Source organism: Kitasatospora sp. NBC_00240 (assembly GCF_026342405.1).
In the GTDB taxonomy this organism is placed as follows: Bacteria; Actinomycetota; Actinomycetes; order Streptomycetales; family Streptomycetaceae; genus Kitasatospora.
On sequence record NZ_JAPEMU010000001.1, the window covers coordinates 2,515,424 to 2,541,730 of the forward strand.

Annotated in this window: 42 protein-coding genes; 28 read left to right on the forward strand and 14 right to left on the reverse strand. The window is 69.4% G+C overall.

Annotation, left to right across the window (positions count from 1 at the left end):
• Window positions 1-3 precede the first annotated feature (3 nt).
• From OG689_RS10775 to OG689_RS10830, 12 genes are all read right to left on the reverse strand, one after another.
• Entirely contained in the window at window positions 4-126 is a 123-nt protein-coding gene (locus OG689_RS10775; RefSeq protein WP_266319693.1) for a hypothetical protein, read from the reverse strand.
• A 134-nt stretch (window positions 127-260) separates the two neighbouring features.
• On the reverse strand, window positions 261-665 hold the full coding sequence (locus OG689_RS10780) for a hypothetical protein (protein WP_266319695.1): 405 nt from the start codon (window positions 663-665) through the stop codon (window positions 261-263).
• A gap of 4 nt (window positions 666-669) precedes the next feature.
• On the reverse strand, window positions 670-927 hold the full coding sequence (locus OG689_RS10785; RefSeq protein WP_266319696.1) for a hypothetical protein: 258 nt from the start codon (window positions 925-927) through the stop codon (window positions 670-672).
• 3 nt (window positions 928-930) lie between these two features.
• Window positions 931-1,200: a hypothetical protein gene (locus OG689_RS10790; RefSeq protein WP_266319697.1), complete on the reverse strand. Its 270-nt coding sequence runs from the start codon at window positions 1,198-1,200 to the stop codon at window positions 931-933.
• A gap of 3 nt (window positions 1,201-1,203) precedes the next feature.
• Window positions 1,204-1,755 carry a hypothetical protein gene (locus tag OG689_RS10795; RefSeq protein WP_266319698.1) on the reverse strand — a complete coding sequence of 184 codons (552 nt, stop codon included), beginning with the start codon at window positions 1,753-1,755 and terminating at the stop codon, window positions 1,204-1,206.
• Window positions 1,755-2,213, reverse strand: coding sequence for a hypothetical protein (locus OG689_RS10800; RefSeq protein ID WP_266319699.1), 459 nt, complete (start codon window positions 2,211-2,213; stop codon window positions 1,755-1,757). The genes OG689_RS10795 and OG689_RS10800 overlap by 1 nt, the downstream gene beginning before the upstream one ends.
• Before the next feature lie 143 nt (window positions 2,214-2,356).
• Window positions 2,357-3,181, reverse strand: coding sequence for a hypothetical protein (locus OG689_RS10805; RefSeq protein WP_266319700.1), 825 nt, complete (start codon window positions 3,179-3,181; stop codon window positions 2,357-2,359).
• A 271-nt stretch (window positions 3,182-3,452) separates the two neighbouring features.
• On the reverse strand, window positions 3,453-4,835 hold the full coding sequence (dnaB, locus tag OG689_RS10810; RefSeq protein WP_266327015.1) for a replicative DNA helicase: 1,383 nt from the start codon (window positions 4,833-4,835) through the stop codon (window positions 3,453-3,455).
• A 24-nt stretch (window positions 4,836-4,859) separates the two neighbouring features.
• Entirely contained in the window at window positions 4,860-5,756 is an 897-nt protein-coding gene (locus tag OG689_RS10815) for a helix-turn-helix domain-containing protein (RefSeq protein ID WP_266319701.1), read from the reverse strand.
• Between the two features lie 94 nt (window positions 5,757-5,850).
• Window positions 5,851-6,054 carry a hypothetical protein gene (locus tag OG689_RS10820; RefSeq protein ID WP_266319702.1) on the reverse strand — a complete coding sequence of 68 codons (204 nt, stop codon included), beginning with the start codon at window positions 6,052-6,054 and terminating at the stop codon, window positions 5,851-5,853.
• Entirely contained in the window at window positions 6,051-6,245 is a 195-nt protein-coding gene (locus OG689_RS10825) for a hypothetical protein (protein ID WP_266319703.1), read from the reverse strand. Before OG689_RS10825 ends, OG689_RS10820 begins: the two co-directional genes overlap by 4 nt.
• The gene (locus OG689_RS10830; protein WP_266319704.1) at window positions 6,242-6,475 is read right to left on the reverse strand and encodes a hypothetical protein; all 234 of its coding nucleotides are present in this window, start codon (window positions 6,473-6,475) and stop codon (window positions 6,242-6,244) included. The genes OG689_RS10825 and OG689_RS10830 overlap by 4 nt, the downstream gene beginning before the upstream one ends.
• Window positions 6,476-6,767: 292 nt before the next feature.
• Here OG689_RS10830 and OG689_RS10835 point away from each other — a divergent pair, with 292 nt between their 5' ends.
• Window positions 6,768-7,226: a type II toxin-antitoxin system antitoxin SocA domain-containing protein gene (locus OG689_RS10835; RefSeq protein WP_266319706.1), complete on the forward strand. Its 459-nt coding sequence runs from the start codon at window positions 6,768-6,770 to the stop codon at window positions 7,224-7,226.
• Window positions 7,223-7,690, forward strand: a complete 468-nt coding sequence (locus OG689_RS10840) for a hypothetical protein (RefSeq protein WP_266319707.1) — start codon at window positions 7,223-7,225, stop codon at window positions 7,688-7,690. The genes OG689_RS10835 and OG689_RS10840 overlap by 4 nt, the downstream gene beginning before the upstream one ends.
• A 54-nt stretch (window positions 7,691-7,744) precedes the next feature.
• Here OG689_RS10840 and OG689_RS10845 read toward each other — a convergent pair whose 3' ends face one another.
• Complete coding sequence (locus OG689_RS10845) at window positions 7,745-8,554, reverse strand: GntR family transcriptional regulator (protein ID WP_266319708.1); 810 nt, start codon at window positions 8,552-8,554, stop codon at window positions 7,745-7,747.
• Window positions 8,554-9,096, reverse strand: coding sequence for a UTRA domain-containing protein (locus tag OG689_RS10850; protein ID WP_266319709.1), 543 nt, complete (start codon window positions 9,094-9,096; stop codon window positions 8,554-8,556). The genes OG689_RS10845 and OG689_RS10850 overlap by 1 nt, the downstream gene beginning before the upstream one ends.
• Window positions 9,097-9,210: 114 nt before the next feature.
• Between OG689_RS10850 and OG689_RS10855 the strand changes: the two genes are divergently transcribed.
• The 26 genes from OG689_RS10855 to OG689_RS10980 all read left to right on the forward strand — a co-directional run bounded on the left by OG689_RS10855 (window position 9,211) and on the right by OG689_RS10980 (window position 26,290).
• Window positions 9,211-9,441, forward strand: coding sequence for a helix-turn-helix domain-containing protein (locus tag OG689_RS10855; protein ID WP_323189273.1), 231 nt, complete (start codon window positions 9,211-9,213; stop codon window positions 9,439-9,441).
• Window positions 9,441-9,695, forward strand: a complete 255-nt coding sequence (locus OG689_RS10860) for a hypothetical protein (RefSeq protein WP_266319711.1) — start codon at window positions 9,441-9,443, stop codon at window positions 9,693-9,695. The genes OG689_RS10855 and OG689_RS10860 overlap by 1 nt, the downstream gene beginning before the upstream one ends.
• A 91-nt stretch (window positions 9,696-9,786) precedes the next feature.
• Complete coding sequence (locus tag OG689_RS10865) at window positions 9,787-9,972, forward strand: hypothetical protein (RefSeq protein WP_266319713.1); 186 nt, start codon at window positions 9,787-9,789, stop codon at window positions 9,970-9,972.
• A 10-nt stretch (window positions 9,973-9,982) separates the two neighbouring features.
• The gene (locus OG689_RS10870) at window positions 9,983-10,162 is read left to right on the forward strand and encodes a hypothetical protein (RefSeq protein ID WP_266319714.1); all 180 of its coding nucleotides are present in this window, start codon (window positions 9,983-9,985) and stop codon (window positions 10,160-10,162) included.
• 12 nt (window positions 10,163-10,174) lie between these two features.
• Entirely contained in the window at window positions 10,175-10,360 is a 186-nt protein-coding gene (locus OG689_RS10875; protein WP_266319716.1) for a hypothetical protein, read from the forward strand.
• An 11-nt stretch (window positions 10,361-10,371) separates the two neighbouring features.
• Entirely contained in the window at window positions 10,372-10,551 is a 180-nt protein-coding gene (locus OG689_RS10880; protein ID WP_266319717.1) for a hypothetical protein, read from the forward strand.
• A gap of 14 nt (window positions 10,552-10,565) precedes the next feature.
• Complete coding sequence (locus OG689_RS10885) at window positions 10,566-10,931, forward strand: hypothetical protein (protein ID WP_266319718.1); 366 nt, start codon at window positions 10,566-10,568, stop codon at window positions 10,929-10,931.
• Window positions 10,932-10,940: 9 nt separating this feature from the next.
• On the forward strand, window positions 10,941-11,192 hold the full coding sequence (locus OG689_RS10890) for a hypothetical protein (RefSeq protein ID WP_266319719.1): 252 nt from the start codon (window positions 10,941-10,943) through the stop codon (window positions 11,190-11,192).
• 90 nt (window positions 11,193-11,282) lie between these two features.
• On the forward strand, window positions 11,283-11,717 hold the full coding sequence (locus OG689_RS10895; protein WP_266319720.1) for a hypothetical protein: 435 nt from the start codon (window positions 11,283-11,285) through the stop codon (window positions 11,715-11,717).
• The gene (locus OG689_RS10900) at window positions 11,714-11,935 is read left to right on the forward strand and encodes a hypothetical protein (protein WP_266319722.1); all 222 of its coding nucleotides are present in this window, start codon (window positions 11,714-11,716) and stop codon (window positions 11,933-11,935) included. Before OG689_RS10895 ends, OG689_RS10900 begins: the two co-directional genes overlap by 4 nt.
• An 89-nt stretch (window positions 11,936-12,024) precedes the next feature.
• A complete protein-coding gene (locus OG689_RS10905) occupies window positions 12,025-12,597 on the forward strand; it encodes a hypothetical protein (RefSeq protein ID WP_266319723.1) in 573 nt (190 codons plus the stop codon).
• Window positions 12,594-12,716, forward strand: coding sequence for a hypothetical protein (locus OG689_RS10910; RefSeq protein WP_266319725.1), 123 nt, complete (start codon window positions 12,594-12,596; stop codon window positions 12,714-12,716). Before OG689_RS10905 ends, OG689_RS10910 begins: the two co-directional genes overlap by 4 nt.
• The gene (locus OG689_RS10915; protein ID WP_266319726.1) at window positions 12,713-13,012 is read left to right on the forward strand and encodes a hypothetical protein; all 300 of its coding nucleotides are present in this window, start codon (window positions 12,713-12,715) and stop codon (window positions 13,010-13,012) included. Before OG689_RS10910 ends, OG689_RS10915 begins: the two co-directional genes overlap by 4 nt.
• A gap of 14 nt (window positions 13,013-13,026) precedes the next feature.
• The gene (locus tag OG689_RS10920) at window positions 13,027-14,031 is read left to right on the forward strand and encodes a DUF2637 domain-containing protein (RefSeq protein ID WP_266319727.1); all 1,005 of its coding nucleotides are present in this window, start codon (window positions 13,027-13,029) and stop codon (window positions 14,029-14,031) included.
• Between the two features lie 58 nt (window positions 14,032-14,089).
• Window positions 14,090-15,973, forward strand: coding sequence for an FtsK/SpoIIIE domain-containing protein (locus OG689_RS10925; protein WP_266319728.1), 1,884 nt, complete (start codon window positions 14,090-14,092; stop codon window positions 15,971-15,973).
• A gap of 9 nt (window positions 15,974-15,982) precedes the next feature.
• The gene (locus tag OG689_RS10930; protein WP_266319729.1) at window positions 15,983-16,450 is read left to right on the forward strand and encodes a hypothetical protein; all 468 of its coding nucleotides are present in this window, start codon (window positions 15,983-15,985) and stop codon (window positions 16,448-16,450) included.
• Between the two features lie 490 nt (window positions 16,451-16,940).
• Window positions 16,941-18,518 (forward strand): TROVE domain-containing protein, encoded by a 1,578-nt coding sequence (locus tag OG689_RS10935; protein WP_266319730.1) that lies wholly within the window; start codon window positions 16,941-16,943, stop codon window positions 18,516-18,518.
• A 63-nt stretch (window positions 18,519-18,581) separates the two neighbouring features.
• Window positions 18,582-19,037 carry a hypothetical protein gene (locus OG689_RS10940; RefSeq protein ID WP_266319731.1) on the forward strand — a complete coding sequence of 152 codons (456 nt, stop codon included), beginning with the start codon at window positions 18,582-18,584 and terminating at the stop codon, window positions 19,035-19,037.
• A 683-nt stretch (window positions 19,038-19,720) separates the two neighbouring features.
• Entirely contained in the window at window positions 19,721-19,876 is a 156-nt protein-coding gene (locus OG689_RS10945; protein ID WP_266319733.1) for a hypothetical protein, read from the forward strand.
• Window positions 19,877-19,954: 78 nt separating this feature from the next.
• Window positions 19,955-20,665 (forward strand): hypothetical protein, encoded by a 711-nt coding sequence (locus OG689_RS10950; RefSeq protein ID WP_266319734.1) that lies wholly within the window; start codon window positions 19,955-19,957, stop codon window positions 20,663-20,665.
• A 103-nt stretch (window positions 20,666-20,768) separates the two neighbouring features.
• Window positions 20,769-20,990 (forward strand): MerR family transcriptional regulator, encoded by a 222-nt coding sequence (locus OG689_RS10955; protein WP_266319736.1) that lies wholly within the window; start codon window positions 20,769-20,771, stop codon window positions 20,988-20,990.
• 145 nt (window positions 20,991-21,135) lie between these two features.
• Complete coding sequence (locus tag OG689_RS10960) at window positions 21,136-21,303, forward strand: hypothetical protein (protein ID WP_266319738.1); 168 nt, start codon at window positions 21,136-21,138, stop codon at window positions 21,301-21,303.
• 200 nt (window positions 21,304-21,503) lie between these two features.
• Window positions 21,504-22,061: a hypothetical protein gene (locus tag OG689_RS10965; RefSeq protein WP_266319739.1), complete on the forward strand. Its 558-nt coding sequence runs from the start codon at window positions 21,504-21,506 to the stop codon at window positions 22,059-22,061.
• Between the two features lie 15 nt (window positions 22,062-22,076).
• Window positions 22,077-23,555, forward strand: a complete 1,479-nt coding sequence (locus tag OG689_RS10970) for a hypothetical protein (RefSeq protein WP_266319740.1) — start codon at window positions 22,077-22,079, stop codon at window positions 23,553-23,555.
• 48 nt (window positions 23,556-23,603) lie between these two features.
• Entirely contained in the window at window positions 23,604-25,556 is a 1,953-nt protein-coding gene (locus OG689_RS10975; protein WP_266319742.1) for a phage portal protein, read from the forward strand.
• 269 nt (window positions 25,557-25,825) lie between these two features.
• Complete coding sequence (locus OG689_RS10980) at window positions 25,826-26,290, forward strand: phage minor head protein (RefSeq protein ID WP_266319743.1); 465 nt, start codon at window positions 25,826-25,828, stop codon at window positions 26,288-26,290.
• Window positions 26,291-26,307 lie beyond the last annotated feature (17 nt).

Here is a 26,307-nt window from a genome sequence, read left to right on the forward strand (position 1 = left end):
CGGTCAGCCCTCCATGCCCGCTGCGGCCGGCATCAGGTAGAGCCGCTCCAGTGGGTCGACGTGCCAGAACTTGATGTGGGCCAGGGCCTCGCGCAGCGCTTCGGCCTGGGTGGCGAGGTTCGGCATGGCCGAGCTGTCGGCCCCGAGGCGACTGTGGGGCGCGCAGTGGCACTCGTAGGCCCAGCGGCCGGGCACACGCCGGTAGATGCGGGGCCGGCCGGGCGCCAGTGGGTAACGGGTGGGCTGAGAGGCGGGGCCCATCAGAACCGCCACCAGCCGTCGTAGCCTGCGGGGATGGTCGGGTAGGCGTCGAGCATCGGCCGCAACACGGCCAGGTGCCGGGCCATCACCTCCGGCTCCTGCGCGCCCCAGTACCGCTCCCCGTCCCACCGGCCGTAGCAGTCACCGCCGTACCGACTGTCCAGGTCAGCGGCGAGGATCGCCTGCACGTCGGTGACGTCGACCTGGTCGGTCATGTGGTGGCGCCACAGGCCGAGCGTGCCGATGCAGGCCCGGGTCGTGCCGTCCTTGCGACGGAACCAAACGGCGTCGGCGTGGCCGGAGAGGTACCAGCGGTCACCCTGCGGGCTCTGTTCGGCGGTGATGGTGGCGAGGTCGAGAGCGAACGGTTTCTGGGAGATCAGGAACTTCGGGGAGCGGATCACGGGGTCAGCCCTCCTTGGCGGCGGTGGGATCTTCGGCCATCTCGAATCGGATCTGCTGGAGCATGGCGGCGGCTCGGTCTCGACGATCGGCCCGAGTCACCGCGGCGTCAGCGGCGAGCGACTTGTTCTCCTCGCGGAGGCGGGTGACCTCGGCGAGGAGCCGGCCGACGTCGGTGGTGGCGCGCCAGTCCGGGTGGGTGGTGCGTTCGTGGCGGGCACGGATCTCCGTAAGCTGCTCGTCGGTGAGCGGGATGGTGGTCATCGGTCAGCCCTCCTTCGTGCCGTCGCGGTGGACGCTGACGCGGACGGTGGTGGCCCAGCCGGCGACGGTGACGCGGCTGAGGCCGTCCTGGATCGCCTCACCCATGAGGCCGGGGACCAGCGCCATGGCATCGCTGCCGATGTGCGGGTGGTCGGCGCCGAGGGCTGCGAGCGAGAGGTGAAGCTCGACGGCGGCGTTGGCGAGCTTGCGAAGTGCGGCCTGCACCTTGGCGTCGGCTCTCACTTCGGCGGCCAGGTCGATGGGATCAGTCATCGGTCAGTCCTCCTGGGTGGTGCGGGCGGCGAGGAGCAGGTCCGCAGCGGCATCCACGCCATCCGACTGGTGCTGCGGCACGCTGGCGTACCAGAGCAGCTCTGCGGCCTCGGTGAGCACCTGGTCCCGGTGGGCGTTCAGCTGGGCCTGCATCGCGGCGGCGGCGACGATGGCCAGGGCGGGGACGCTGCCGTACACGGACGCGATCTCGTCAGTGTCGTGGTGGTAGGACTGGACCTGGATGGGGTGCTTCTCGACGCAGTCGTGCTCTTCCAGGTCGCAGTTCCCGTCGCAGGAGAACGCTGCGTCGCGGAGGGCCTGAGCGATGACCTCGGCCCGAGTCTCGGGCACCTGGCCTACCTGCTCCGCCGGCGCCTCCGCGTCGGGATAGCCGAGGGCGACAAGGGCGGCGTTGACGGCCCGCCAGATGACCGCGTTGCGTTCGACGACGCTCAGGCGCGGGGTGTCGCGGGGCAGGGTGCGGATGTAGGCGAAGACGGCGTCCCAGGCCGGCTGGCGGGGGTCTGCGGTGGGGGCGGGGGTCTGGTCGGGCATCAGGACTCCTCCGTCCACGGGGTCTGGGTCACACGGCGGGACACGAACACAAGCCGCTGCGCCTCGGAGCCGACTTCGAGCGTGTGGAACTGCCCAAGGGCGCGTTCCCGGTCGGGGCCGAGGAAGCCCATGAAGTAGCTGGCTCCGTCGTCGTGCTCGACCAGGTAGCCGTACTCGGTGGACTCCTCCGCCTGCCGGCGCGGCTTGACGGTCTCGGTGATGGCCTGTGGCCGGAGCTTGGCAAGCTCGGCGCGGAGCTTGTCGATCTCGCGGCCGCGGGCGGCGTTCTGCGCCCACAGGTCCTGCACGGCGACCATCGCAGTGACGCCCGTGAAGGCGAGGTTCTGCTCGACGCCGGTGATGGTGGGGTGGTCGGGGGTGTAGTCGTCGGCGATGAGCTGCTCGTGCGGCGGGTACAGGACGACGGCGTCGGCGGGCCGGTCGGGGGTGAGGGTCATGGGAGATTCCTCCTGGTTCGTGGTCAATTGTCTCGTGGTTTTGGGCGTGCGGGTAGCCCTGTGACGTGGCGGGATGCGCTCAACTCGGTGGCGAGGAGCAGCAGATGGGGCCGGCCGGCAGCCTCACGGCCGGCCCCGGGTAGTCAGACCGCGATGAACAGCTGCGGCAGCTCGCCCAGGCGTCGACGCGCCTCACGGTGACGCTCACGCCGCTCCGCCTCAGCCTTGGCTGCAGCAGTCAATGCTGCTCCGAGTTCCTGATATGTCAGGCCCCAGCTGTCGACCCGAGCATCCAGGGCTGCGGCGGCTTCCGCCAGGTCGGCCTCAGCTTTCTCCACGGCTGTGGTTCCTCGCGCCAGTTCACGTTGACGCCCCTCTGCAGTTTGGAGAAGGCGAAGAGGCTCCGAGGCCGCGGCCTGCAACCCCTCCAAGTCCTTGCGACTCCGTTCCGCCCGGCTCATCTTGGCGGCAGCATCCATCGCAAAGTCCGAGGCAAAAGCCTTCACCGAGAACCCGAAGGGCTTGCCGAGGACGAGCTCATCGCGGAAGGTGCTTGACCACTCGTCGCGCGGTACGAGCGGCGCGCCGTCGAGCCTCCCGCGAAGCCACTCGCGGACCCGGCCGTCGAGAAGCTGGTCGGCTGCCTCTGACAGGAACTCGGCGGGGACCCTGCGGCGATTCTCCTCCGGGTCGAATTCCGGGGTGCCGTAGACCTTTGAGCGGAGGAGCTCAGTACCCTGCTGCCACACGTAGTGCCTGTGCTCGCGGTCGCTCTCGCACTTCTCCGGGTGGTAGTTGACGTACCCCCACGGCTCGCCCGCCAGCTCGCCGGCCTTGGTGATCAGTCTCTCTTCGCGGAGCTGGCGGAACACGGCGAGGGTGACCTGCTTGCCGCTGATGGTCAGGGTCTTCACCTCCACTGCGGCGGTGGTCACGGTGGCGTTGAAGACCGTCAATTGCTTGGCCATCAGCTGCTCCTTGGTGCAGGTAGGTGAGAGGGTGGATTGTGGCAGGTGCAGTCGTCGGCGTCGGGTCCGTACTTGGGACAGCCAGGCTTGTGCAGGTGCCTGGGCCAGGCACCGACCGGCAGGCCGTCCGGCCGGGACTTCGGCGCGGCTGCGGCTGGGATGGCATCGCCCTGCGCCGGCCTACCCATCCGGCCCCGGATGAACGCCCGCAGATCCCCCTCGGCGCGCATCTGGTGAATGTCCTCAGAGTCGAAGTCGTCCACCACCGGGATCACTCGTCCCGTGCGAGGTCGACGAAACGGCTGTAGTGGAGCTGCGCCCCGAGAGTGATCGTCGCCGTCGGCCCGTTGCGGTGCTTGCCGACAATCAGGTCCGCCTCGCCGGCCCGCGGCGACTCCTTGTCGTACGCGTCCTCACGGTGCAGCAGGATCACCATGTCAGCGTCCTGCTCAATGCTGCCGGACTCCCGCAGGTCCGACACGACCGGGATCTTGTCCTGCCGCTGCTCCGGCCCGCGGTTCAACTGCGACAAGGCGATCACCGGCACGCCCAGCTCCTTCGCCAGAGACTTCAGGCCGCGGGAAATGTCCGACACCTCCAACTGCCGGTTCTCCGCCTTCGACCCGCCGGAGTTCATCAACTGCAGGTAGTCAACGACGACCAGGCCCAGCTTGTGCTTCTGCGCGAGGCGGCGGGACTTGGTGCGGATGTCCATGCCCGTCAGGTTCGACGACGTGTCGATGAACAGCGGTGCCGCGGTGATGTCGGGCATGCGGCGGGCCACGGCGGTCCAGTCGTCGTCGGTCATGTTGCCGTGCCGCAGGTGGTGCAGGGCGACGCGGGCCTCGGCGGACAGCAGGCGGTCGTGGATCTCGTTGCGGTCCATCTCCAGGCTGAAGATGACGGTCGCGATGCCGTGCTTGACCGCGGCGGAGCGGGCCATGTCCAGGGCGAGGGTCGACTTGCCCATGGCGGGCCGGGCCGCGATGACGATCATCTGGCCGGGGCGCAGCCCGCCGGTGAGGGCATCCAGGTCGGCGAAGCCCGTGGGGACGCCGATGAGCTTGCCCTGGTTGTCCTTGCGGGCCTCGACGATGTCGAGGTAGTCGCTCATGGTGTCGGCGACGAGGAGCATGTCCTCCTCGACGCGTTCGTCGGCGACGGTGAACAGCTCGGACTGGGCGGCGTCGACGATCTCCGCGACGTCGCCTTCGCCGGCCGCGCCCATGGCGGCGATCCGCTGGCCGGCCTCGACGAGGCGCCGCAGGACGGCCTGGTCGTGGACCTCGGCGGCGTAGTAGGCCGGGGTGCCGAGGCCCGTGGCGGTTTCGACGCAGGTGTGGATGTAGTGGGGGCCGCCGGCGCGGGCGAGGTCTCCGGTGCGGGTGAGTTCGGCAGTGACGGCAATCGCGGTGGTGGGCTCGCCGCGGGTGAAGAGCCTCACGATCGCGTTGTGGATCGCCTCGTGGGCGGGCCGGTAGTAGTCGCGGGCGGTGAGGGCGCCGCAGACGTCACCGACGCTGTCGCGGTCGAACATCATGCCGCCGAGGACGGCCTGTTCGGCGAGGAGGTCGTGGCGGGGGCTGCCCGCGAGGCCGGCCTGGTCGTCGTCGTGCGGGCTGGGCTCGTCCTCGGGGTTCTCGACGAGGTACATGCTGCTCACTGGTGCTCCGGTGGGTCAGGCTGCGGCGTGCAGCGCGTCGGGGTGGCAGGTGGGGCAGGGCTGGCCGTGTCGGGTGCGCCAGCGGGCGTTGCGGGCGGCGTGCGGGTTGCTGTCGAGGCAGGGCCGGCAGACCGGCGGGAGGGTGCTGCGGGCGCCGTGGACGGTGGCGTAGGGCAGGAGGTTGGGGATGCGGCGTTTGGCGAGGACTTCAGCCGGGTTGGTGATGCCGCCGGGGTTGGTGCAGATCGCTGCGGCAAGTTTGTCGTCGATGGGCCAGCCGAGTCGGTCCGCGGTTGCGGCGAGTTGGGGGGCGAGGCGTTCGGCGTCGACGGGGCCGAGGGTCCAGGGGGCGGGGAGCCGACTGAGGAGGAGTCGGGCGCGGTTGGTGCTGTTGCTCGAATCCTCCTCCTCCGGGGTGACGGCCGGAAGCTGCTTGGTCGACCGCTGCCGAGGGAGGCGGGAGGAGGAGGTCTTCTTCGTCTTCTTAAAAACGTCTTCTTCCTGGACAACAGGCTGACCACCCTGGTCAGCCGGCTGACCACCTGAGTACAGCCCGCTGACCACCTGGTCAGCATTCTGACCACCCGAAACCTGGACATTAGGGACGGGGAAGGGCTCGTTGAACGCGATCTCGTACGTGTTCGTCGTCTGACCCGCCGCGCCGGACGTCGCGATGCGCACCGCGCCGGCACCGGTCAGCTCCTTCACGTACGCGATGACGCTGCCCCGGCTCACCTTGAGCTCTTTGGCGAGCGTGGCGTAGCTCGGCACGACACGGTCGAAGTGCCCGTACTTGCCGTGCAGCCAGCCGTAGGTGGCGATGGCCTGCAGGGAGACACCGGCTTCGTAGAGCCACAGGGGGATGCGGCCGTACTTCGTCTCCGTGCTCCGTCCACGCATGTTCTCGATCACGTGCGGTGGTCTCCAGTGCTGATGCTGCGCTGCGCAGCGGTGAGAGGTGCGAGGGAGGGCCGCCCAGCTGGAGGGTCTGGGCGGCCCGGGGTGTTCAGCGGCGGAGGAGGCCACGCTTCGGCGAGTCCGGTACGGCCGGCGGCGTGCCCGTCACCGAGTGCGTGCCGGGCTGGCCGTCCTGGCCGGGCTGGTAGTGCGTCTGCACGTCCGAGTAGCCCAGTTCGGTGGCCTGCTGCGCCTTCTCGACGGTCCGGGACGCGGCGTTGTGGCTGCTGGCGCTGATGCGGAAGAGGCTCACAGCTCGCCGACCTTTCCGTTGGCCAGCACGCGGACGAGCTGGTGGTCGAGGAGGTGCGCGAAGGCGAGGTCGAGGCGGTGCCGGGCCTGCGCACGGAGGTGCAGCAGCTGGGCGACGGAGGGGAGGGCCGGCGGGCGGTACCGGCCGATCGCGGCGGCTTCCGTCGGTCGGGACACGGTGGAGGCGCTCATGCCGGCACCCCGTCGGTGATGATCGTGGCCGGGCCGAGCTGTCGCTGGAGCAGGTCGGTGACGATGCTGTGGGTGAGTCGGGCGGGGTCGAAGCCGACGAGGCAGGTCTGGGGGTCGAGCCAGACGTAGCTGAGGGCGTGGCCGTGGGCGGGGAGGGTCACCGCGACGATGCCGACGGTGATGCGGGGCTCACTGGCGGCGGGTGCCAGGCTGACCGTAGAGTTGGGCATGGAACAGCTCCTTGGAGAAGTGACGGTTCCTTGATCAGCGGGGTGCAACCCGCTGGTTCTGCGGTCGGACGGGCAACCGTCCGGCCGTTTGCGTTTCCGGGGAGTCGCCTGGCACTGCCACGTCGTCTACCCTGAACTCGACATTACCGCCTAGGCGGAATGGATACAAGGTGAGAACGTGAGAATCCACGCCCGGGACTGTCAGTGGCAAGTCACAAACTGATGAACGCACCAAGGCCCCGCCAGGCAAGCTCAGCTACTGTGTGAGCATCACTGAACAGGGAGATCCGCGATGGCAAGCGTGCACGACGTAGCCGCGTACATCCTGGCCAAGGACGGCCCGATGTCCGCGATGAAGCTCCAGAAGCTCTGCTACTTCTCCTACGGCTACCACCTCGCCTGGGAGGACGAGCAGCTCTTTCCCGAGCCCTTCGAGGCCTGGGCCAACGGGCCCGTCGCACCCGTTCTCTACAGCAGCCACCGTGGCCGCTACACCCTCCAGGCCGGCGAGATCGCAGGGGACCCCACCGGGCTCAGCGACGGCCAGCGCGAGTCGGTCGATGTGGTCGTCGACCGCCTGGCTCAATACAACGCTCATGACCTCTCCGAAATGAGCCACGATGCCGACGGCCCCTGGCATCGAGCGCGGCAGCGGACCGGAGCTAGGGATCTTGAGCGCAGCTCCGAGCAGCTGCGAGACGAAGACATCGCGGACTACTTCGGCGCGCTCGCCGCGACCGGCGACGAGTGAAGGCTGCCAAGAAGCGGGCGGCCGCACTTCCGCCGGGCCCGCAGCGTGCAGGCAAGAGCCTGGGCGCTATCGAGCAGATCATTCCGGGTGCGAAGAACTCGGGACAGCGCATTTGCTGGCGCTTCCAGTACGTCGACGATGACAGCCCCTGGGGCATCAGCAAGCTGACGCCCCCCGAGATGGCCGCACTCGTCTCCAAGCTCGTGGACTTCGAGTCGCAGACGATGCACGAGCTGTTCAACCACGGTGAGGAGCCGGGCAAGCACTACGAACCGCACCGCATCCCCAATAGCCTCGCCCGCGCCCGGCTGACCGCCCTCAAGCTCGGCGACATGACGCGGGTGTCGAGGCTCCGGCTGGGAGGCAAGCCGCGACTCTACGGGTTCCTCATTGAGAACGTCTTCCACGTTCTCTGGTGGGACCGCGAGCACGAAGTGTGGCCTTCGCCGAAGAAGCACACCTGACGCAACATCGGGCTCCACCCGAGACTTTCGGGTGGAGCCCAACCGTTTGGCGCGTCAGCCGCCCAGTTGGTCGCTGGCGACCTCGTACTCCAGCTCATAGAGGTGCCCGGCCTTCGCCATGACGGTCACCTCGATGACCCGGTCGTCGGCGCTGTATACGGTGCGGAAGGTGCGGAGCACTGGCAGCTCCCCGACCGGCATCTTCAGGTAGACCCCCTGATCCGCCGTAGGCGTCCGCGCAGACACCCGATCCACCGCGCGATGGAAGGGATACCCCATGCCGGCGAGAAGCGTAGGGACACCCCCCTTCACTTTCTTCCGCTCGGTGATCGCGGTACCGGCGGCAATTTCGATCGGGTAGTAGCTCTCCACGAGCTCAGCCGGCTCGCCATTCAGCTTTAGCAGCTGACGGCGCAGCACCGCGGTTCCATCCGATGCGATGCCGAGGGCCTTGGCAACCGACAGCGGCGGGACGACCTCGGCGACCTGAAGCAGCTCACTCTCCGCCGTCATTCCCCGACGCTGGGCCTCAGCGATCCAGCGGTAGGGCTCCCCTGGTTCAACCGGCGCGAAGTACGCCGCTGGCCGCATGGCGGTCATCCTGTGCTCTCTGACGGTGATGCCCTTGCCCCTGTGCCCGACGACCAGGCCCTCTTCCTTCAGGGCACGCATGGCGTTCTGCACTGCAGTCGTGGAGGCGCCGAACTCCTTGCACATGTCCCCGGTCGAAGGGAGGTCTTCGCCGGCCTCAATGTCCCCAGACAGGATCTGGTCTCGGTACTCCGCTGCGATCCGCAGGTGAGCAGTGCGGTTGTCGCCTTCGTGCGCCCTCTGCCGTTCCTCGGACGTCCTGCGCAGTCCCATCAGTTGACCTTCATTTCGTAGCGGAGTCGTCGTTCGCTGCCTGGCGTCACCATCACGCTGAACTCGATCGGTCGTTCGCCTTGGTCCCTTGCCAGGCGCGTGAGGACCAGTACGGGTTCGTGCGCCGAGAGGCGCAGCGCTGACGCTTCGTGGTCTGTGGGCAGCCGGCTTTCGACGTCTTCGACGACAGAGGCGATTCTGTGGCCCAGGCCGGTAAGGAGCGTGACCGCTCCCCCGCGGATCTTCTTGTTGGCCGCAAGCGCCGTTCCGGCCGCGATCGCCCCCGGGTACCAGGAACTGGCGATCTCTACCGGGTGCCCGTCGAGCTCGATGAGGCGTTGCCGGTGAACGACGGTGTGCCCTGGCCGGAGGTCAAGCTCGTCGGCAACGAGGGTCGGTGCTGGGGTCGTCTCCACGAGGAGCAGGCGCTGCGATCCCACCCCGCCGCGGAGTTCGGCTTCGGCGCTCCAGGCGTCCGCACCGCTTCGTGGGCGCAGGTAGGCGGCCGAGTCGCTGGACCACTTGTCATCGCTGCTGCTCACGGCGCCCCTCGCATCGCTTCACCTGCTCAAAGGTAACGCCTTGTACCTGTTCTTGAAAGGCTACAAGGTTCTCCACCTTGTCTCCTAAGCGGTAAGGCGATAACGTTGGAGCCGTTGGAAGACAACAAAGAAGCGGAGATACGCATGCTCACAGTCAAGGAGGTGGCCAACCGCCTCGGAGTCAGCCAGTCCACCGTCTACCGATGGGTCCAGGACGGAGAGCTCGCTGCCGAGCGAGACAAGAAGCCCAGCCCGGTCAAGCGGAAGCGCAACTACCAGGGCAACATCCGCATCCCCGAGGGACTGGTCGACGCAATGCTCGCCGGCGAGCAGGAAGCCGCCTGATGCCGGCCTCACCGAACCCCCGCTGGTGGGACGGCTACGACGACCCCTACGGCCCCGCCGCCAGCCGGCCCCAGCCCTCCCACCCCATCCCCGCACTCGGAGCCCCACACATCGCAGGCCCCACCATCACCACCAAGGAGAACCCCATGGGATACGCCGGCAACTACAACGAGCGCCAGCCGCTCGCCGAACTCGTCATCGTCCCCGAGCCCACCCCCGAGCCGCCCGCCGAGCCCAAGCCCGAGTCCGAGTGAGCGACGACAACTGGGCCCGCGGCCCCGTGGTCCCCAAGATCCCCGGCCAACGAAAGAAGCCCCCACCGACCCCGAAGAAGGAGAAGCCCTGATGGCCACCTTCCAGGAGCAGCAGGACAACGCCCTCACCGTCGCCCGCACCCTCGGCGACATCCCCACCAACACCACCCCCGCCGACGCCCAAGCTGTCATCGACCAGCTCGCCGACCGGCAGGTGTTCGACAACTCCGTCCGGCTCCTCCGCCAGCTCGGCTGGGAACAGCCCGCCGCCGCCTGAAAGGGGCCCCATGTTCAGCCCCACCACCGCCAACCACCTCGCCAACGCCCGAGCCGCAGTCAACCGCGGCGACAACACCGCCGCCGAAGAAGCCCTCCTCGCAGCCGCCCGCGAAGGCACCACCGAAGACCGCGCCCGCCTCGCCTCGTACGTCTCACGCCACCTCGACCACATCAACGGCCGCGACTGAGAGGAGCAGGCAATGACCTTCAAGGTCAAGGACAAGGTCACCGTCACCCACGGCGAATGGGCCGGCAAGACCGGCACCGTCTACTACGTCGAAGACGGCGGCAAGGTCTTCGTCACGGGCCTCCGACCCTTCGGTCTCAACGGCCTCATCGGCGGCATCGGCCTCCACCCCAACCAGCTCGCCCACGCCAACCGCTGAAAGGACAGCCCGTGGCCGACACCGCGTACGTCATCACCGTCACCCACCCCGACGGCACCCCCTACCAGGACCAGATCTCCGCCAACCTCCACACCCCGTCCGTCGTCACCGTCTACACGACCGACGACCGCGACCAGCGCGTCGCCGCCATCCAGGCAGCCGGCCTCACCCCCCACGTCCGCGAAGCCTGAAAGGAACAACCACCGTGAAGAACGCCGGCGCCTACCTCACCGCCAAGGTCATCAGCATCTTCTGGAACCCCCAGAAGACCCTGTACGCCCTCGCAGGGTTCGGCCTCGCCGGCATCTTCACCGGCACCAACCCCATCACCGAGGCCCGCACCCCACTCATCATCGGCACCGCGATCCTCGCCGCCCTCGACACCATCGCCTGGTACCTGACCCGCAACCACGCAACGTGGCTCCTCACCATCACCAACCCCGACGGCAGCCCCTACGTAGCGCCGTGGGGCGAGGACTGCGGCATGGAGATCGACAACCAGGACGAACTGCAGACCCGCGTCACCGCAGTCACCGCCGCCGGCCTGGTCCCCCACGTCCACCAAGCCTGAGGACCGACCGTGAAGAACCCCTTCAACCGCGACCGCATGCACTGCGAGCCGTTCGAGATCGAAGACGCCGCCCGCATGGAAGCCAACCGCCAGCGCCTCATCGCCACCGACCCCGATGCCAAGGCAATCCTCATCACCAACATCGAGGCCGCGCACCAGTCCTGGAAGGTCAACACCAAGTTCAGCGCCGAGCAGGTCGCCTACAGCAACGCGAAGCACAGCAAGGGCGAAGGCCACCTCTACCAGCAGCTCTTCGCCTGACTCAGCCCCGGGGCGGTCGTCCATCCGACCAAGAACGCCGACCGCCCCGGGCACACCCACCGCCCACCAACGAGCAGCAAGGCAACCATCATGGCCCTCCTCAACCGACTCTCCAACCGCCTCGTCAACGCCACCACCGACCGCGTCGATTCATGGGGCCGCTCCATCGCCGCCCAGATCCCCACCAACGCCGGCGAGAACGAAATGCGCCGCCGCCACGCCGACTGGGCCCGCACCGCCGAACTCCACCGCACCTACTGGACCGCCGACAGCAAGTACTACTGGGTATCCGTCGGCGGCAACGGCGGCGGCGACCAGCTCATCGCCACCAACGCCTACGTCTTCGTCCGCCGCGACACCACCGGCCTCGTCACCAAGGCCGGCGCCCACAGCTGGGACCTGTTCTTCCAGGCCGGCCTCAAGGGCTTCACCACCGTCGAGCCGCCGAAGCCGCCGAAGGGCGAGGAGTTCTTCGTCCGCGGTGACCTGCGTGACCTCCCGGCGGACTGGGTCATCACCCGGTGAAGCACACGCCCATCAGCGAGTTCCGCACCTTCGGCGGCGCCCGCATCACCATCCACCGCGCCACGTTGTTCGCCTTCTGGTTCCGCGGCTACGGCTGGAAATGCTCCGGCTGCGGCACCAGCCAGTCGCACACCCAAGCCGGACAGCCCGTGCAGCTCGCCACCGCCGAGCAAGCCGCCGACACCCACGCCAGCACCTGCCGCCGCGTCCCCGCCTGACGGCCGTACGGCGCCGCACAGCCCCAGCTGTGCGGCAGCCGCAGGCACTCAGACACCCCACCATCCAGCCCGCAGGAAGGAGCACGGCCATGGAACACAACGTCATCACCATCAACGGACAGCCCTACCCGACGCGGAACTACCCGCTTCTCCCCATCGCCGCCTACGGCAGCCGCGACCTCTACAACCTCAACGACACCCAGTACCGCACGTCCGTCGCCATCCACGAAGCCGGCCACGCCATCGCCCACCTCGCCGGCGGCAACGCCCACCTCGTCCACGTCAGCCTCGCCGACGACCTCGACGTCGAAGTCAACGGCGCCGTGGAGGCGTGGTCCTACGACCGCCACGCACCCGCCGCAGTCATCGCAGACTGCGCTGGCGAGCGAGCCGTCGACATGTGGCTCCACATCGCCGGCCTGTGGACGGACGAACGCGCCATCGCCGCCGAGATCGCCGCCCACTTCGACCGGGCCCTCGCACTCGCCGTGCCCGGCATGACCCACGCCCTCCTGCGCGGCATGCACGACCCCACCGACGACCTCCTTGCCGCCCACTGGCCCAGCGTCGAGGCCGTAGCCGAAGCCCTCATCACCGCCCGGCACCTGACCGGCGACCAGGTCGCCCACATCACCGGCCTGCCCAATCGGGAGCAGCCGTGACCCAGCCCACCGCCTACGACCGCGCCCTCGAAGCCGAACGCCAACTCGCCGCCGGCCTCGGAGGCGAAGATACCGTCGACTACTGGATGAACAAAGCCGCAGAGGAGGACCAGCAGTGAACCGCCGACCCGCCGGCCCCGCCGAACATCAGACCCTCTCCACCATCGCCATCGCCGTCGCCCTCCTCGCATGGACCTGGACCCCCGGCCCCCTCGCCGCGCCGGCCGCCATCCTCACCCAACTCCTCGTCGTCACTGCTGGCGCCTGGGCCCTCCGCTGGAACATCCCCTCCGCCCTCACCGCCAACCAGCAGCACCTGCGGCTCACCGCCGCCGCGACCCTCGCACTCACCGCCGCACTCCTCCACTACACCGCCAACACCATCGCCCCCAACCACCAGCCCGCCACCCACTAAGGAAACCCACCCCCATGAACGAGCAGACCACCACCGAGCCCAACAGGCTCCTCCGCGGCGTCCTCTTCCTCGTCATGGGCGCAGCACTCACCGTCGGCACCTGGTCCATCTACACCCTCCTCACCGTCAAATTCGGAGCCCCCAAGAAAGTCGCCGTCTTCGGCTCCGGCATGTTCGACGGCGCCGCCCTCTACTTCGCGCTCCTCGCCCAGCGCTACGCCACCAGCCCCGACTCCGGCCTCGCCCCCCGCCTCGCCATGCTCGCCATGGTCACCGCCAGCTCCTGGGTGAACTGGACCCACGCGCAACTGGAAGGCTGGGGCATCGTCGGCGGGATCCTCCTCGCCCCCGCCCCGGTCATCGCCGAGGTGGCCTTCGAGATGTGGCACCGCTACGAGCACCGTGAGGCCCTTCGGGACCAGGGCCGCGTACAGAGCGCCCTCCCTGTCATCCCCGGACTCGCCTGGCTGCTCTTCCCGAAGAAGTCCGCGAAGGTGATGCGCGCATCGGTTGGCGCCCAGCTGGATGTCGTGGAGCGTGAGGCGCAGCACGCCGCATCACCCGCTGATGCGCATCGTCTGGAGCGCACCACCGCACCCCGCCACGCGGTCACCGCAGAGGCGGACGGCGATGCGCAGCGCATCGTCATCACCCTGCAGCAGCCGCACGCCATCACCGCATCACCCGCCGGCCGGCAGCACGCCGCGCATGATGCGCCCAATGTCGTCGCACGTCAGCGCCGTGATACGGCCCCGCGCATCATCACCGTCCCGCAGGCCGCATCGGACGATGCGCACCCCGGTGACGCGCTCGCGGCGCCGCACGACGTGGACTTCGCCGCAGTGTCGAAGGCCGCCGCGGTGCGGGCGATGCGCGATGCGCACCCCGATGCGGCGGCGCAGCAGATCGCTGATGCGCTCGCGCCGCACGGCATCACCGTGACCGCCAACTACGTCCGCACCGTTTGCTCCCGCGCATCATCCGGTGACCCGCAGCAGGGCACCGGCGGCTACCTGTAGCCCTCGACGCTTCACCGCACCACCGACTGCCGCTACCCCATGCGAAGGAGAGAGTTCCGTGGCCCAGTTCATCGGCCCCGCCGAGGTGCCGTTCCTCCCCAGGCCGACCCGGGCCGCCCAGGCGACGATCGTGACGGCGATGCCGACGACGACGGACCCGACGACGGCATTCCCGCAGGTCGCCGTCGCTCCGGCGGACGTTCTCCGATCGTCGTCAACGATCACGGACGTGGCCGTGAAGGCCAAGCCGGCCCCCGCCCGGCGTCTCCTGACCAGCTGCGTAGCCGTCGCCCGCCGCACCTACGCCCTCACCCTCCGGTACAAGGTCGAACTGGCCCCCGCCTACACCGTCAGCACCCTCACCGCCCTCGGCTGGTGGCAGCACCTCGCTGGCGCCGGAGGCTGGACCGTCGCCGCCTACACCGGCCTCGGCCTGGCATCCGCCGCTGTCGGCGGCGCCGGCCTCCACTTCAAGAACATGCCGCTCCTCGGCGGCGGCACCGCCGTGGCGCTCGCCCTCGCCGACGTCGCCACCGCAGTCGGTGCCGGCCCCGGTGGTGTCTCCCTCACCGCGGCGGCCGTCACTGCCGGCGCCGGGTACGGCGCGTACGTGCCGTGGCTCATCGCCCACCGCAAGGGCAACAAGCCCGTCGACGGCGCGAAGACCACCGAGGTCAACACCGTCACCGCGGACGCCATCACCCCCGCCGCCGATGTCCTCGTCCCCGGGGGCCCCTTCCACAACGAGTCCATCCCCTACGCCGACGACAACAACGACGACCCCGCCGCCCCCATCCGCATCGGCTGGGACGAATACGGCCGCCCCGTCTACCTCACCCTCCTGTACCGGCACACCCTCATTGCCGGCGCCTCCGACTGGGGCAAGTCCGGCCTCGTCAACCTCGTCATCAAGAAGCTCCTCAAGAAGAAGCACGTCGAGCTGTACGGCATCGACATGAAGCCCGGCGCCGTCGAGCTCGGCCCGTGGGAGCCCCTCATGAAGCGCCTCGCCCGCGGACCCGAAGAAGCCCGCGACCTCCTCCAGGCCGTGCGCGCTGAATGCGACCGCCGGGGTGCGCTCCTCGAAGAGCTGTCCCGCCGCGAGCTGGCGGCTGGCCGCAAGGCTGTCCGCAAGTGGGTCCCGGGCGTGCACGGCACCGCGTGGTGGATCGTCACCGACGAGCTGGGCGAGCTGATCCGCCAGGACGAAGAGCTCCGCAAGGAGGAAGCCGCCGCCGCGAAGGGCGACCCCGACGCCGGCCCGGCCGAGCGGGCCGCCGCTACCACCTACCAATCGCTCCTGGCCATCGCCCGCGGCTTCGGCATCCAGTTCATCTCCGCCACGCAGCAGCCGTCCAGCAAGGTGTTCGGCGGCGACACCGACGCCCGCGGCAACTACACCAACAGGATCTGCACTCGCGTCGGCGAGGCCGGCCACACCCAGTTCATCTTCGGCACTGGCTGGAAGGCGGCCGGGTTCACACCGCACCAGCTCACCAGGCCCGGCGAGTTCTATCTCGGTGCGCCGGAGATGCCGTTGACGGACCCGCCGAAGTGCCGGGCCGAGTACGTCACCGACCTGGACATCGCCGCGGACGTGGCTCACCTGCACTCGGCCGCACCTTCGCGGCCGGTTGGCCGGTTCGCCCCGCAGGGCCAGCTGCACCTCGTCAAGGAGCCCACGCCGAAGCCGGCCGGACCGACCTACCCCGACGGCACGTCGGTCGGCCGCGACGAGTGGCCCGACCTGTATCGGGTTCTCCTGGAGCTGTGTGCCGAGCACGGATCCGCCACCAAGGCCGAACTGACGGAGGCCGGCCCGTTCGGGTCCCGCGACACGGTCCGCCGCGCCCTCGACCTGTGGATCACCCGCGGCGTGCTGGTCCGCAAGGCCGGCAAGGCCGAGCAGTTCTACCTCCCCACCGACGACACCGAGATCTGAGGACCCGCCATGAACCAGCAGCAGACCGCCAACGCCCTGCCCGTCCACCTGCCGCAGCCGATCCCTTTCCTGCCCGCCCCCGCCAGGGCGCAGCAGCCGATGCTCCAGCAGATGCCCGGAGTCGTCGTCACCCCCGATGGGCAGCTGTACCACGGCTACCCGCCGATTCCGTACCCGGAGCCGGCCGCCCCCGACCCGCGGCCGATGCTGTTGGCGAGCGCCGGCGTTTTCGGGGCGGGTGTCGGCTGGGGCGGTGCGCAGCTGCTGGGCGCGCTGGCCGGGGTGTCGACGGGGACGTTGCTCGCGGCAACCGTCGCGGTGATCGCCCTGAAGACGAAGCTGCCCACCCCTGGCGGGACTGGCGGCGGGACGGTGTACAACCACACCGAGCAGCACACCCACCACACCACCGCCACTGGGCTGTTCGGCCGGGCCAACAGCACGATCAACAGCGCACGCACCAACAACTTCGGCTGACCGAGCTCCGGCAGAGCGACCGTCAACCGGGGCAGCATATAAACGGCGTTCGCTCCCCGGGCGGAGTACAGTGGCCAACGTCCAGGTGCGTAGGCAGAGGTTACTTCCACTTGTAATGGGCAGGTCGCGGGTTCGAGTCCCGTCATCGACCTACGGTCGGTGTAGCTCAGTCGGCCAGAGCAGCTGTGTCACCTCCGCCGCCTCGATCTCTGGGCATACAACTTCATGCAGGGCACCTCCCGGTGCGCAGGGCAACGGCTACTTCTGCAACAAGCCGCCGTCGCCCGCTTCTGATCTCGGGAGGCCACAGCATCGGGACGCCCGGTGCGAAGGCAGCGGATACTTCATTCGGTCGCGGGTTCAAGTCCCGCCCGACCGCCCAACGGCGGCCGGTAGCTCAGTAGGTAGAGCAAATGACAACCCCTCCGTCGCCAACTCCGATCTCGGGCGTCCCACTGCTGAGCCTCCCCTCCATGTGAGGGGCTTTCTCTTGTCCAGGTTCAACACCCGCACCGCGCAGCCGGTCGCCACCTCGCCCGTGACCACCACCGGGCAGACCACCGTCAACCACCAGGGCGGCACCGGCCACCTCCGCGACGCGAAGAGCGAGCTGTTTCTCCTCGCCGTGTCCAACACCGTCAGCAACGACACCTTCTACGAGAAGGCCGGCACCCGCGACGACCGCTACCAGCGCCTCGTCCGCAAGCTCGCAGCCGACGACCCCGAGTGGACCGCCAGCCTCCTGCGCTGGCTCCGCACCGACGCCAACATGCGCACCGCCGCCCTCGTCGGCGCCGCCGAGTTCACCGCCGAGCGCATCCTGCGCCAGCTCCCCGGCCACTCCCGGCAGGTCATCGCCTCCGTCCTCCAGCGCCCCGACGAGCCCGGTGAGCTCCTCGCCTACTGGACCAGCCACTACGGCCGCAACATCCCCAAGCCCGTCAAGCGCGGCATCGAGGACGCCATCGGCCAGCTGTACACCGAGAAGGCTCTCCTCAAGTACGACACCGCCAGCAAGGGCTTCCGCTTCGGTGACGTCCTCGAACTCGTCCACCCGAGCCCGAGGGCCCTCTGGCAGGGCGACCTGTTCAAGCACGCCCTCGACCGGCGTCACAACCGGGACAACTCGATCCCCGAGTCTCTGACCATGCTGCACGCCCGGGCGTTCCTCGCTGCCATGCCCGTCTCCGACCGCCGCGCCTACCTCGACACCACCGGCGCCCAGCTGTCCCTGCGAGAAGCGGGCATGACGTGGGAGGCGCTCGCCGGATGGCTGCAGGGCCCGCTCGACGCTGCGGCTTGGACTGCCGTGATCCCGTCCATGGGGTACATGGCGCTCCTACGAAACCTGCGGAACTTCGACCAGGCCGGGGTGCCCGACGATGTCGCCGCCAGCGTTGCGGCGACCCTCGCCGACCCCGCCGCTGTCGCCAAGTCCCGGCAGTTCCCGTTCAGGTTCCTCGCCGCGTACAAGAACGCCCCGTCCCTGCGCTGGGGACACGCCCTGGAGAAGGCCCTCGGCTACAGCCTGGCCAACGTCCCGGCCCTGCCCGGTCGCACCCTGGTTCTCGTCGATCGGTCCGGGTCGATGTTCGGCGGCATCAGCGAGCGCACCCAGCTGAACCGCGCGGACTCCGCCGCCGTGTTCGGTACCGCCCTGGCGATGCGCGCCGAGAGCAGTGACCTCATCGAGTTCGGATCCACCTCCCAGCACGTCACCTACCGAGCCGGCGAATCGGTCCTCCCCGTCATCGGTCGATTCCACGACCTCGGCGGCACCGCGACCGCCGCAGCTGTCCGCGCCCACTACCGGGCTCATGACCGCGTCGTCATCGTCACCGACGAGCAGACCGGCCCCTCAAACTGGGGCGGCAACCCGCTCGACGCCATCCCGGCCAGCGTGCCCGTCTACACCTGGAACCTCGCCGGGTACCACAGCGGTCACGCCCCGACCGGGACGGCCAACCGTCACACCTTCGGCGGTCTGACCGATCAGGCTTTCGGGCTGATCCCGCTTCTCGAAGCTGGCCGTAGTGCCGCCTGGCCGTGGGAGCACAAGGCAGCGTGACCTGACCGTCGAACCCGCCCCGGCCATTACCGGGGCGGGCGCTACTGCGAGAGGATGAACGACATGGGAGAGCCGATCCAGGGCATCGCGGTGACGGTCATGTCCAACGGTGAGATCAGAGTCACCGCCGACCTCTTTCCGGATGAGGCGACACAGGGTGTGATGGTGCGAGGTTTCTCCAGGACCGAGGCCCACCGCATGGGCGCTCTCCTGACGATGGCTTCCGCCGTCAGCCAGATCGGCGTAGAGCGGGTGCCAGTACGTGGTCTCCCCCGCCGAAACAGTGTGACTCAGCAGCACCTCCATGAAGTCTCGACGGTGTACCGGCAGGCCGTGCAGCAAGGCCACCCGCCCACCAAGACTGTGGCCGAATACTTCGGGGCTTCCCATTCCACAGCGGCGCGCTGGGTTTGCATGGCGCGGAGGGAGAGCTTCCTCGGACCGGCCAGCCGGGGGCAAGCTGGAGAGCATGCGTCCCGACGGCCCACCCGCCAGGGGGCGAACCCTGATGACCGCTGAGTTGGGCGGCCAAAAGCTGGAGATCTGGAAGATCTTCGTCCTCCCTGGCGCCGACGCAGCATGGGTGAGGAGCAGCCACGACGCCTCTGTGCCCTCACGGTTCGACGCGCAGATTCATCTCCGGCGGCCAGCAGTGACTGTGACCATGGCGATCATTGTTGACCCGGGAGGTCGCGCGCTGATTCGCGAGTTCGCGGTGTCCCCAACGGACCGGGGCGGCACGGTTACCACTCGTCTCCTACGCAAGATCCCAATCGAGCGGCTCATGCGCGTCGCGCTTGAAGAGGTCTCGATGCCGGCCACCGCCCGTCCCGAGATTCACCCCACCGCATTCCAGGTTGCAGGCGACCCGGAGCATCAGGCGTGGGTAGCTCCAGGCCCGGCGCAAGGGCGGGGACGGGCAGTACCGGCGGACCGGGTCTCTCAAGCCGCAGAGATCTACAAGCAAGCCCTGGCGTCCGGTAGTCGGGCCCCGGGTGAGGCTGTAGCTGCCCAGCTCAACTACTCGCGCGCCACTGCAGCGCGAGACATTCGTGCGGCCCGAGAGCGCGGTCTTCTTCCCTGGCTCAACGAGGTAGCTGGGTAAAGCCAGGAGCGCCGGCAGACCAGCTGGCCAACGTGCATGGGTTGGGCATTGTCCGTCGACGCTGATTCGATTTGCCCTCGCGCGGATGATGGGAACCATGGACGACCCCACCCTCGAAAACCCGCTCAACCAACTCGCCCAGGCCGCAGTCGCGGCCCACGAGCTGTACCTCGCCTACCTCAACGCCGGATTCACCGAGCAGCAAGCCCTCTACCTCACCGGGCGCATCCTGACCCGCGGCGCCGACACCTAGCCGAACACCTACACCGGCCGAACCACCGCAGCCGGTGACACACTAGGACGATCACACCGCACGCCCGGGAGGCCACCCTTGCCCGCCACCCCCACCCCCTGCCCCGGCCCCTGCTCCCGAGCCTGGCGCACAGCCGAAACCGCCGGCACCCCCCACGAACTCCAGCCCGCCTGGGGTCAGCCCGTGCACTGCTACACCTGCCAGACCCGCACCCGCGGCGACCTCGCGGCCATCCCCGAACTCCTCGCCGCGATATGGCTGGAGGCCACCAACGGCACCGCGCGGCCGGCCGACGTCACCACCAGCCGCCCCGCCAGCGTCGCCCCGTGGCCCGGGCAGGCATCCCGCCTCCTCACCGACCTCATCGTCGGAGGCCTCGCCGAGCTGGAGGACGACATCCGAGCCCTGCGCGGTCTCGCACCGCGCACCGCGGCCGTTCGTGAAGGCGCCGCGGTGACGGCCAGCATCTCCTTCCTCGACACGCACCTCTCGTGGGCGATGGAACACCACCCTGCCGCCGGCGAGATCCACGAACGGGACTCCGCGAACCCCTCCGCGCAGATCCGCTCCTGGCACCGCATGGCGCAGCGTTTCACCAGCCGCGACGCCCGCCTGGAACAGCGGCAGGCGCCGTGCAAGCGATGCGGGTGGCGGAGCCTGTTCTACGCCGATGGTGAGGACTACATCGAGTGCCGCAACGCCGAATGCAAGCTGCTGATGACCGCCGACGAGTACGCGCACTGGGCTGAGGAAGTCGCCGCGAAGGGCACGCTGAAGCACGCAGCTTGATTTTCGTTGACAGTCGTGTCAGATTTGCGACGGATCACCATGTCTGTCAAGTCCCCGACCATAACGGTTCGGGGGCTTTTCGCGTTCAAGGAGGCAGGGCCCGATGGTGTACCTCGAAGGGAACCTCACCGGCACCCTGTGGACCACCGCCCAGGCGGCCGGAGCCGCCGGAGTGACCCGCGACGTCATCTACACGTGGGCGCACCGCGGGAAGCTCAAGCCCGTCAACCGGCGCGGCTGGCCCCGCTACCGGGCCTCCGACGTCCTGCGTGTCCAGGCCGAAACGCAGAACCGCAACGGCTGCCAGCTGCAGTCCGCAGCCTGACCCTCCCCTCTTGCTCCCCGCCGCTGGCCGCTCGGACCGGCTGGGCGGGGCGGGCCCGCTCCGAGGGTGGCGGGCCCACTTCGCGGCCCGGCGCACCTCTCTCGACGCCGGGCCGCGAACCCACCAGGCGCACGGAGGTGACAAGGTGCCCCGAACCTGGCTCTTCTGCCTGTGCGGCCACCCCGCCGACGAGCACCGCTCCACCGGCTCCTGCCGCGCCGCCGACCCCTACGGCTACCCCTGCGAGTGCCGCACCCTCGAAGTCGACACCCCGCCCGACGGGCCCACCGAAACGACGGAGCCTGCCGCTTGACGACCCCGGACGACTCGCACCGCGCCCTCGACGCACCGTTCACCCCCGCCGCCGACTGGCATCCCATCCCCGGAACATGCTCCCGCTGCCTGCAGCCCGCTGCCCTTGGCGAGCACCGATGGTGGCACGTCGGCCCGACCTGCCAGGCCCGCGGGCGAACCGCCGAATTCCTCCCCACCTAACCCTCCAGGGAGGCACCCGTGAACTACTGCGGAGCCCAGAAACGCCAAGGCGAACCCGGCGACACCTGCCGGCGCCCCGCCGGATGGGGAACCCCCCACGCGGGCAACGGCAGGTGCAAACTCCACGGCGGCAGCACCGTCGCCCACCGCAAGCAGGCCGAACGCATTCGCGTCGACGGGGAGATCCGAGACGTCCTCGCCAAACTGGACGTCGCGCCGATCGCCAACCCTCTCACCGCACTGTCCAGGGTCGCCGGGCAGATCGTCGCCTGGCAGGAGGCCCTCGCGCCGCTCGTCAACGCACTCGGGGACGACGTCCGCTACGAAGGGGCGACCGGCGCGGAACAGCTGCGCGCCGAGGTCGTCATGTACGAGCGGGCGATGGACCGGTCGGGGAAGATCCTCGCGGACATCGCGCGCCTCGACATCGACGCCCGCCTCGTGCGGATCGAGGAGGAGAAGGCCCGCGTCCTCATGGACGCCGTCCAGGCCGGCCTCGCGGCGATCAACGTCACGGGTGAGCAGGCCGCGAAGGTCAAGCGGGTCATGGCCCGGCACCTGCGGGCCGTCGAGTAGCAGGGGCGGTGGCCGGTGCGGACCGCCTTCAGTCTCCTCGCCGACCAGCTAGAAGCCGACGAGGAGCAGCAGTCCCGCGCGGCGGACTACGCCGCCGACCCGGCCCTGTGGGCGCGGGAGAAGCTCGGCGAGCACCTGTGGTCGAAGCAGGTCGACATCGCGGAGTCCGTCCGTGACAACCGGCTCACCGCGGTGCAGTCGTGTCACGGCGTCGGCAAGTCGTGGACGGCGTCGCGGCTGACCGCGTGGTGGCTCGACATCCACCCGCCCGGAGAGGCGCGGGTCGTGACGACCGCGCCGACCGGCGACCAGGTGAAGGCGATCCTGTGGTCGGAGATCAACGCGGCGTTCGGGATCGCCGCAGCGCGCGGAAACCCGCTGCCCGGCCGGATCAACGAAACGGACTGGAAGCTCGGCAAGCGCCTCATCGCGTTCGGCCGTAAGCCGTCCGACTACAACCCGCACGCGTTCCAGGGCATCCACGCCAAGTACGTCCTGGTCATCCTCGACGAGGCGTGCGGCATCAACAAGCAGTTCTGGACCGCAGCGAACGCGATCGCCACCGGTGAGCACTGCAGGATCCTGGCGATCGGCAACCCCGACGACCCGGGCTCCCAGTTCGCGAGGGTCTGCGCGAACACCGACAGGTGGAACGTCATCCGCATCTCGGCGTTCGACACCCCGAACTTCACCGACGAGGAGATCCCGGACGAGCTGCGGCCGAGCCTCGTCTCGCATGCCTACGAGGAGGACATGCGCACCGAGTTCGGTGCGCAGTCCCCCACCTACATCTCCAAGGTGCTCGGCGAGTTCCCGTCCGACGCCGAGGACGGTGTCGTGCGGCTCTCCGCGATCCGGGCGTGCACGCTGCCGCCCGCGGCCGCGCTGCTGCACACCGACCTCGTGCCGGTGGAGCTCGGCGTGGACCTGGGCGCCGGCGGCGACGAGACCGTCATCCGGGAACGCCGCGGCCCGCGTGTGGGCCGCGAGTGGCGCAGCCGGGAGAGGGACTCGGCGAAGGTCGTGCAGGAGATCGTCCGGGTGATCGGGCTGACCGGGGCCGGCGCCGTGAAGGTCGACTCCATCGGGATCGGCTGGGGCATCGTCGGGTCCCTGCGGGAGAAGCGGCAGGAGGGCGCGCACAGCGCCGACATCATCGGCGTCAACGTCTCAGAGTCCAGCACCGAGCCGGAGAAGTTCGCGCGCCTGCGCTCGCAGATCTGGTGGCAGATCGGCCGGCAACTGTCCGAGGACCACGGCTGGGACCTGTCGGAACTCGAAGCGGACGACCGTGAACGCCTCGTCTCCCAGCTCACCGCACCGAAGTACACGACGGACGCCTCCGGGCGGATCGTCGTCGAGCCGAAAGCCGAAACGAAGAAGCGCATCGGCCGTTCCCCCGACAACGCGGACGCGCTGATGCTCGCGTTCTACGTCGGCGCCGGCGGGCACGGCAGCGCCATGGACTGGCTGCAGCACTACCGAAACGGATAGCCGAGATGGGGGTGTGACGTGCCGCGTTGGAACCCTTTCCGTCGCATCGTGGAGCAGCCCGACCAGGCGAAGGCCCTGACCGTGCCGGCAACGGCCACTACCTTCACTCCGCAGCAGGTCGCTGAGCTCCTGGCGTCGACTACCGTCGGCGGGCAGACGACCGGCGCGATCGTTCCACTGCCCCGACTGGAGCCGCAGGTAGCGTTCGGGCCGGGCATGCCGCTCATCCCGGGCGCCATCGATCCGCTCGACCCGCGCACCGGCCGGCCCCAGCCGCGCTTCAACGACTACCCCGTCTCCTCCAACCTCCCCGGCGTCGAGGACCGCCTCGTGCCGTGGAAGGTCCTGCGGGACGCCGCCGACGTCGGTGGTCTCGCCCGGCGCTGCATCGAGATCCGCAAGACGGAGGTCGTCGGCCTGGAATGGGCCATCACGATCACGAAGAGTGCCGTGGAGGCCGCCCGGGCCGCCGACCCCGACCGGGCCCCGTCCGAGGTCGAAGCGGAACTGCGCGAGCGCCTCACTCCGGAGATCGCCCGCTGCACGAAGTTCTGGCGCCGGCCCGACCCGGGCCAGGACGAGAGCACCGCCGACTGGATGGGCAAGCTCCTGGAGGAGCACCTCGTCCTCGACGCCGTCGCGATCTACCCGCGCCGCACCTGGGGCGGCGATCTGTTCGCCCTGGAGATCCTCGACGGCACCACCGTGAAGCTGCTGCGGGACCACCGCGGCGGCCGGCCGATGCCCCCGAACCCTGCCTACCAGCAGATCCTGCAGGGCTTCCCGCGGGGCGAGTTCGTGGCGGACACCGACGCTGACGGCAAGATCGCCGACGGGTACCGGTCCGACGAGCTGATCTACAAGCGGCGCAACATCCGCGCCCACACCCCGTACGGGTACTCCGCCGTCGAGCAGGCCCTCGAAGACATCGACGTGTGGCTGCGGCGCCGCAAGTGGATCCGCGACGAGTACACCGAGGGGACCGTCCCCACCGGTCTGCTCCGCAACAGCGGCGCGTCCGGCTGGTCCCCCGCGCAGACGTCCGAGTACGAGACGCTCCTCAACGACGCCTACTCCTCTACGGGTTCACGCCACAGGCTTCGGGTTCTGCCGCCCGGCATGGAACTGGAGACGCAGGCCGACGCCGCCGAGCGGTACAAGCCCGAGTACGACCTGTTCCTGATCAAGCTGATCGCCTCGCACTTCGACGTGACGATCGCCGAACTCGGCTTCACCGAGGAGGGGGGCCTGGGCAGCTCCGGCTGGCACGAGGGCCAGGCCGACGTCCAGGAACGCAAGGGCACCTTCCCGACCGTGCGGTGGCTGCAGCAGCTCGTCACCGTCATCTCCCGCCAGCACCTGGGCATGCCCGACGAGCTGGAGTTCCGCTTCCTCGGCCTGGAGGAGGAGGGGGAGGCGACCGCGGATGAGGTCGCGAAGTCGCGGGTCGCGGACGGCCGGATGACGTACAACGAGGACCGGGACCGGATGGGCCTGCCGCGGTACGACTTCCCCGAAGCGGACATGCCGCTGATCCGCACCACGCGCGGCCTGGTGTTCCTCAACGGGGCATCCGACCTCGTCCCGGCGGGGGAGATCGTCGGCGCCGTGCAGGGCCGGCCCCTGGCCGACAGGGATGCCGACGGCATCCTGGACGCCCCGCAGGGCCCCGACAACGACACGAAGATCCCGACGGCCGACGACGAGGACAAGGAGGGAGGAGCAGAGACCGACGAGGATGACGGCGAGGACCGCACCCTGCAGGTGAAAGCCGAACTCAGCGCCTACCGCCGGTGGGCACGCCGCAACCCGGCACCCGTCCGGCCGTTCACGTTCACCGTCGTCACCAAGGCCGACGCACCCGACCTCGCCGACACCGCCGTCGTGTTCGCGGCAGCACCGGACCGCCACCCAAAAGCGGAAGCCCGGCCACCTGGCCGGGCTGGGAACGCGACCAGGCCACCGCAGACCTCTGGGCCCGGCAACTCGTCCAGGAACTGACAGATGCCGTCGACGCAGATGCCCTTGCCGAGCGGTGGCTCGAAGACCAAGGCTTCGGCGACGACCTGGAGGACACCGACGAAGAGGACGACGGCTTCGCGGTCGCCGCCCCGGGCGCCGACGCGTGGGCGCACCTCGCCGCATCCGGCTTCCTGCAGCGCCAAGGCGTCGGCCTCGACCGGCTCACCACGGCCTTGCGGCAGGTCTGGCTCGAAGGCTGGGCCATCGGCCACCACGCGTCGTCGGCAGTGCTTGCCGACACCGACGCCGTGTGGGACTGGCCCGCGGGAGACCCGGAAGCAGCGGGACGCTCCCTCCCTGACGAGCAGCTGGCCGAGGCTGAGGAGTGGATCCACCGTCACGCCGCGGCGGCGCAGGCCATCACCACCGGCCGGCTCCGCGCCCTCGCCCGGCTCCTCGCCGAAGCCGTCACCGGCCGCCTCGCCAGCGCGCACCTCGCCGACCAGATCCGGCAGCTCCTCGGAGACCGGGCCTGGGCCGCGATGACCGCACTCACCGAGGTCGTCCGGGCGGCGTCCGCCGGCACCACGGCGACGTACCGGCACTCGGGCATCGTCGCAGTCCGCTGGGAGACCGAGCCCGACAACCTGACGTGTCCGCGCTGCCGCGACCTGGAGCAAGAGGGGCCGGTTCCCATCGGATCCGCCTGGGCGGACGGCACCACCGCCCCACCCGCACACCCCCGCTGCCGCTGCTACCTCTCCCCCGCCTGACCGGACCCTTCCACACA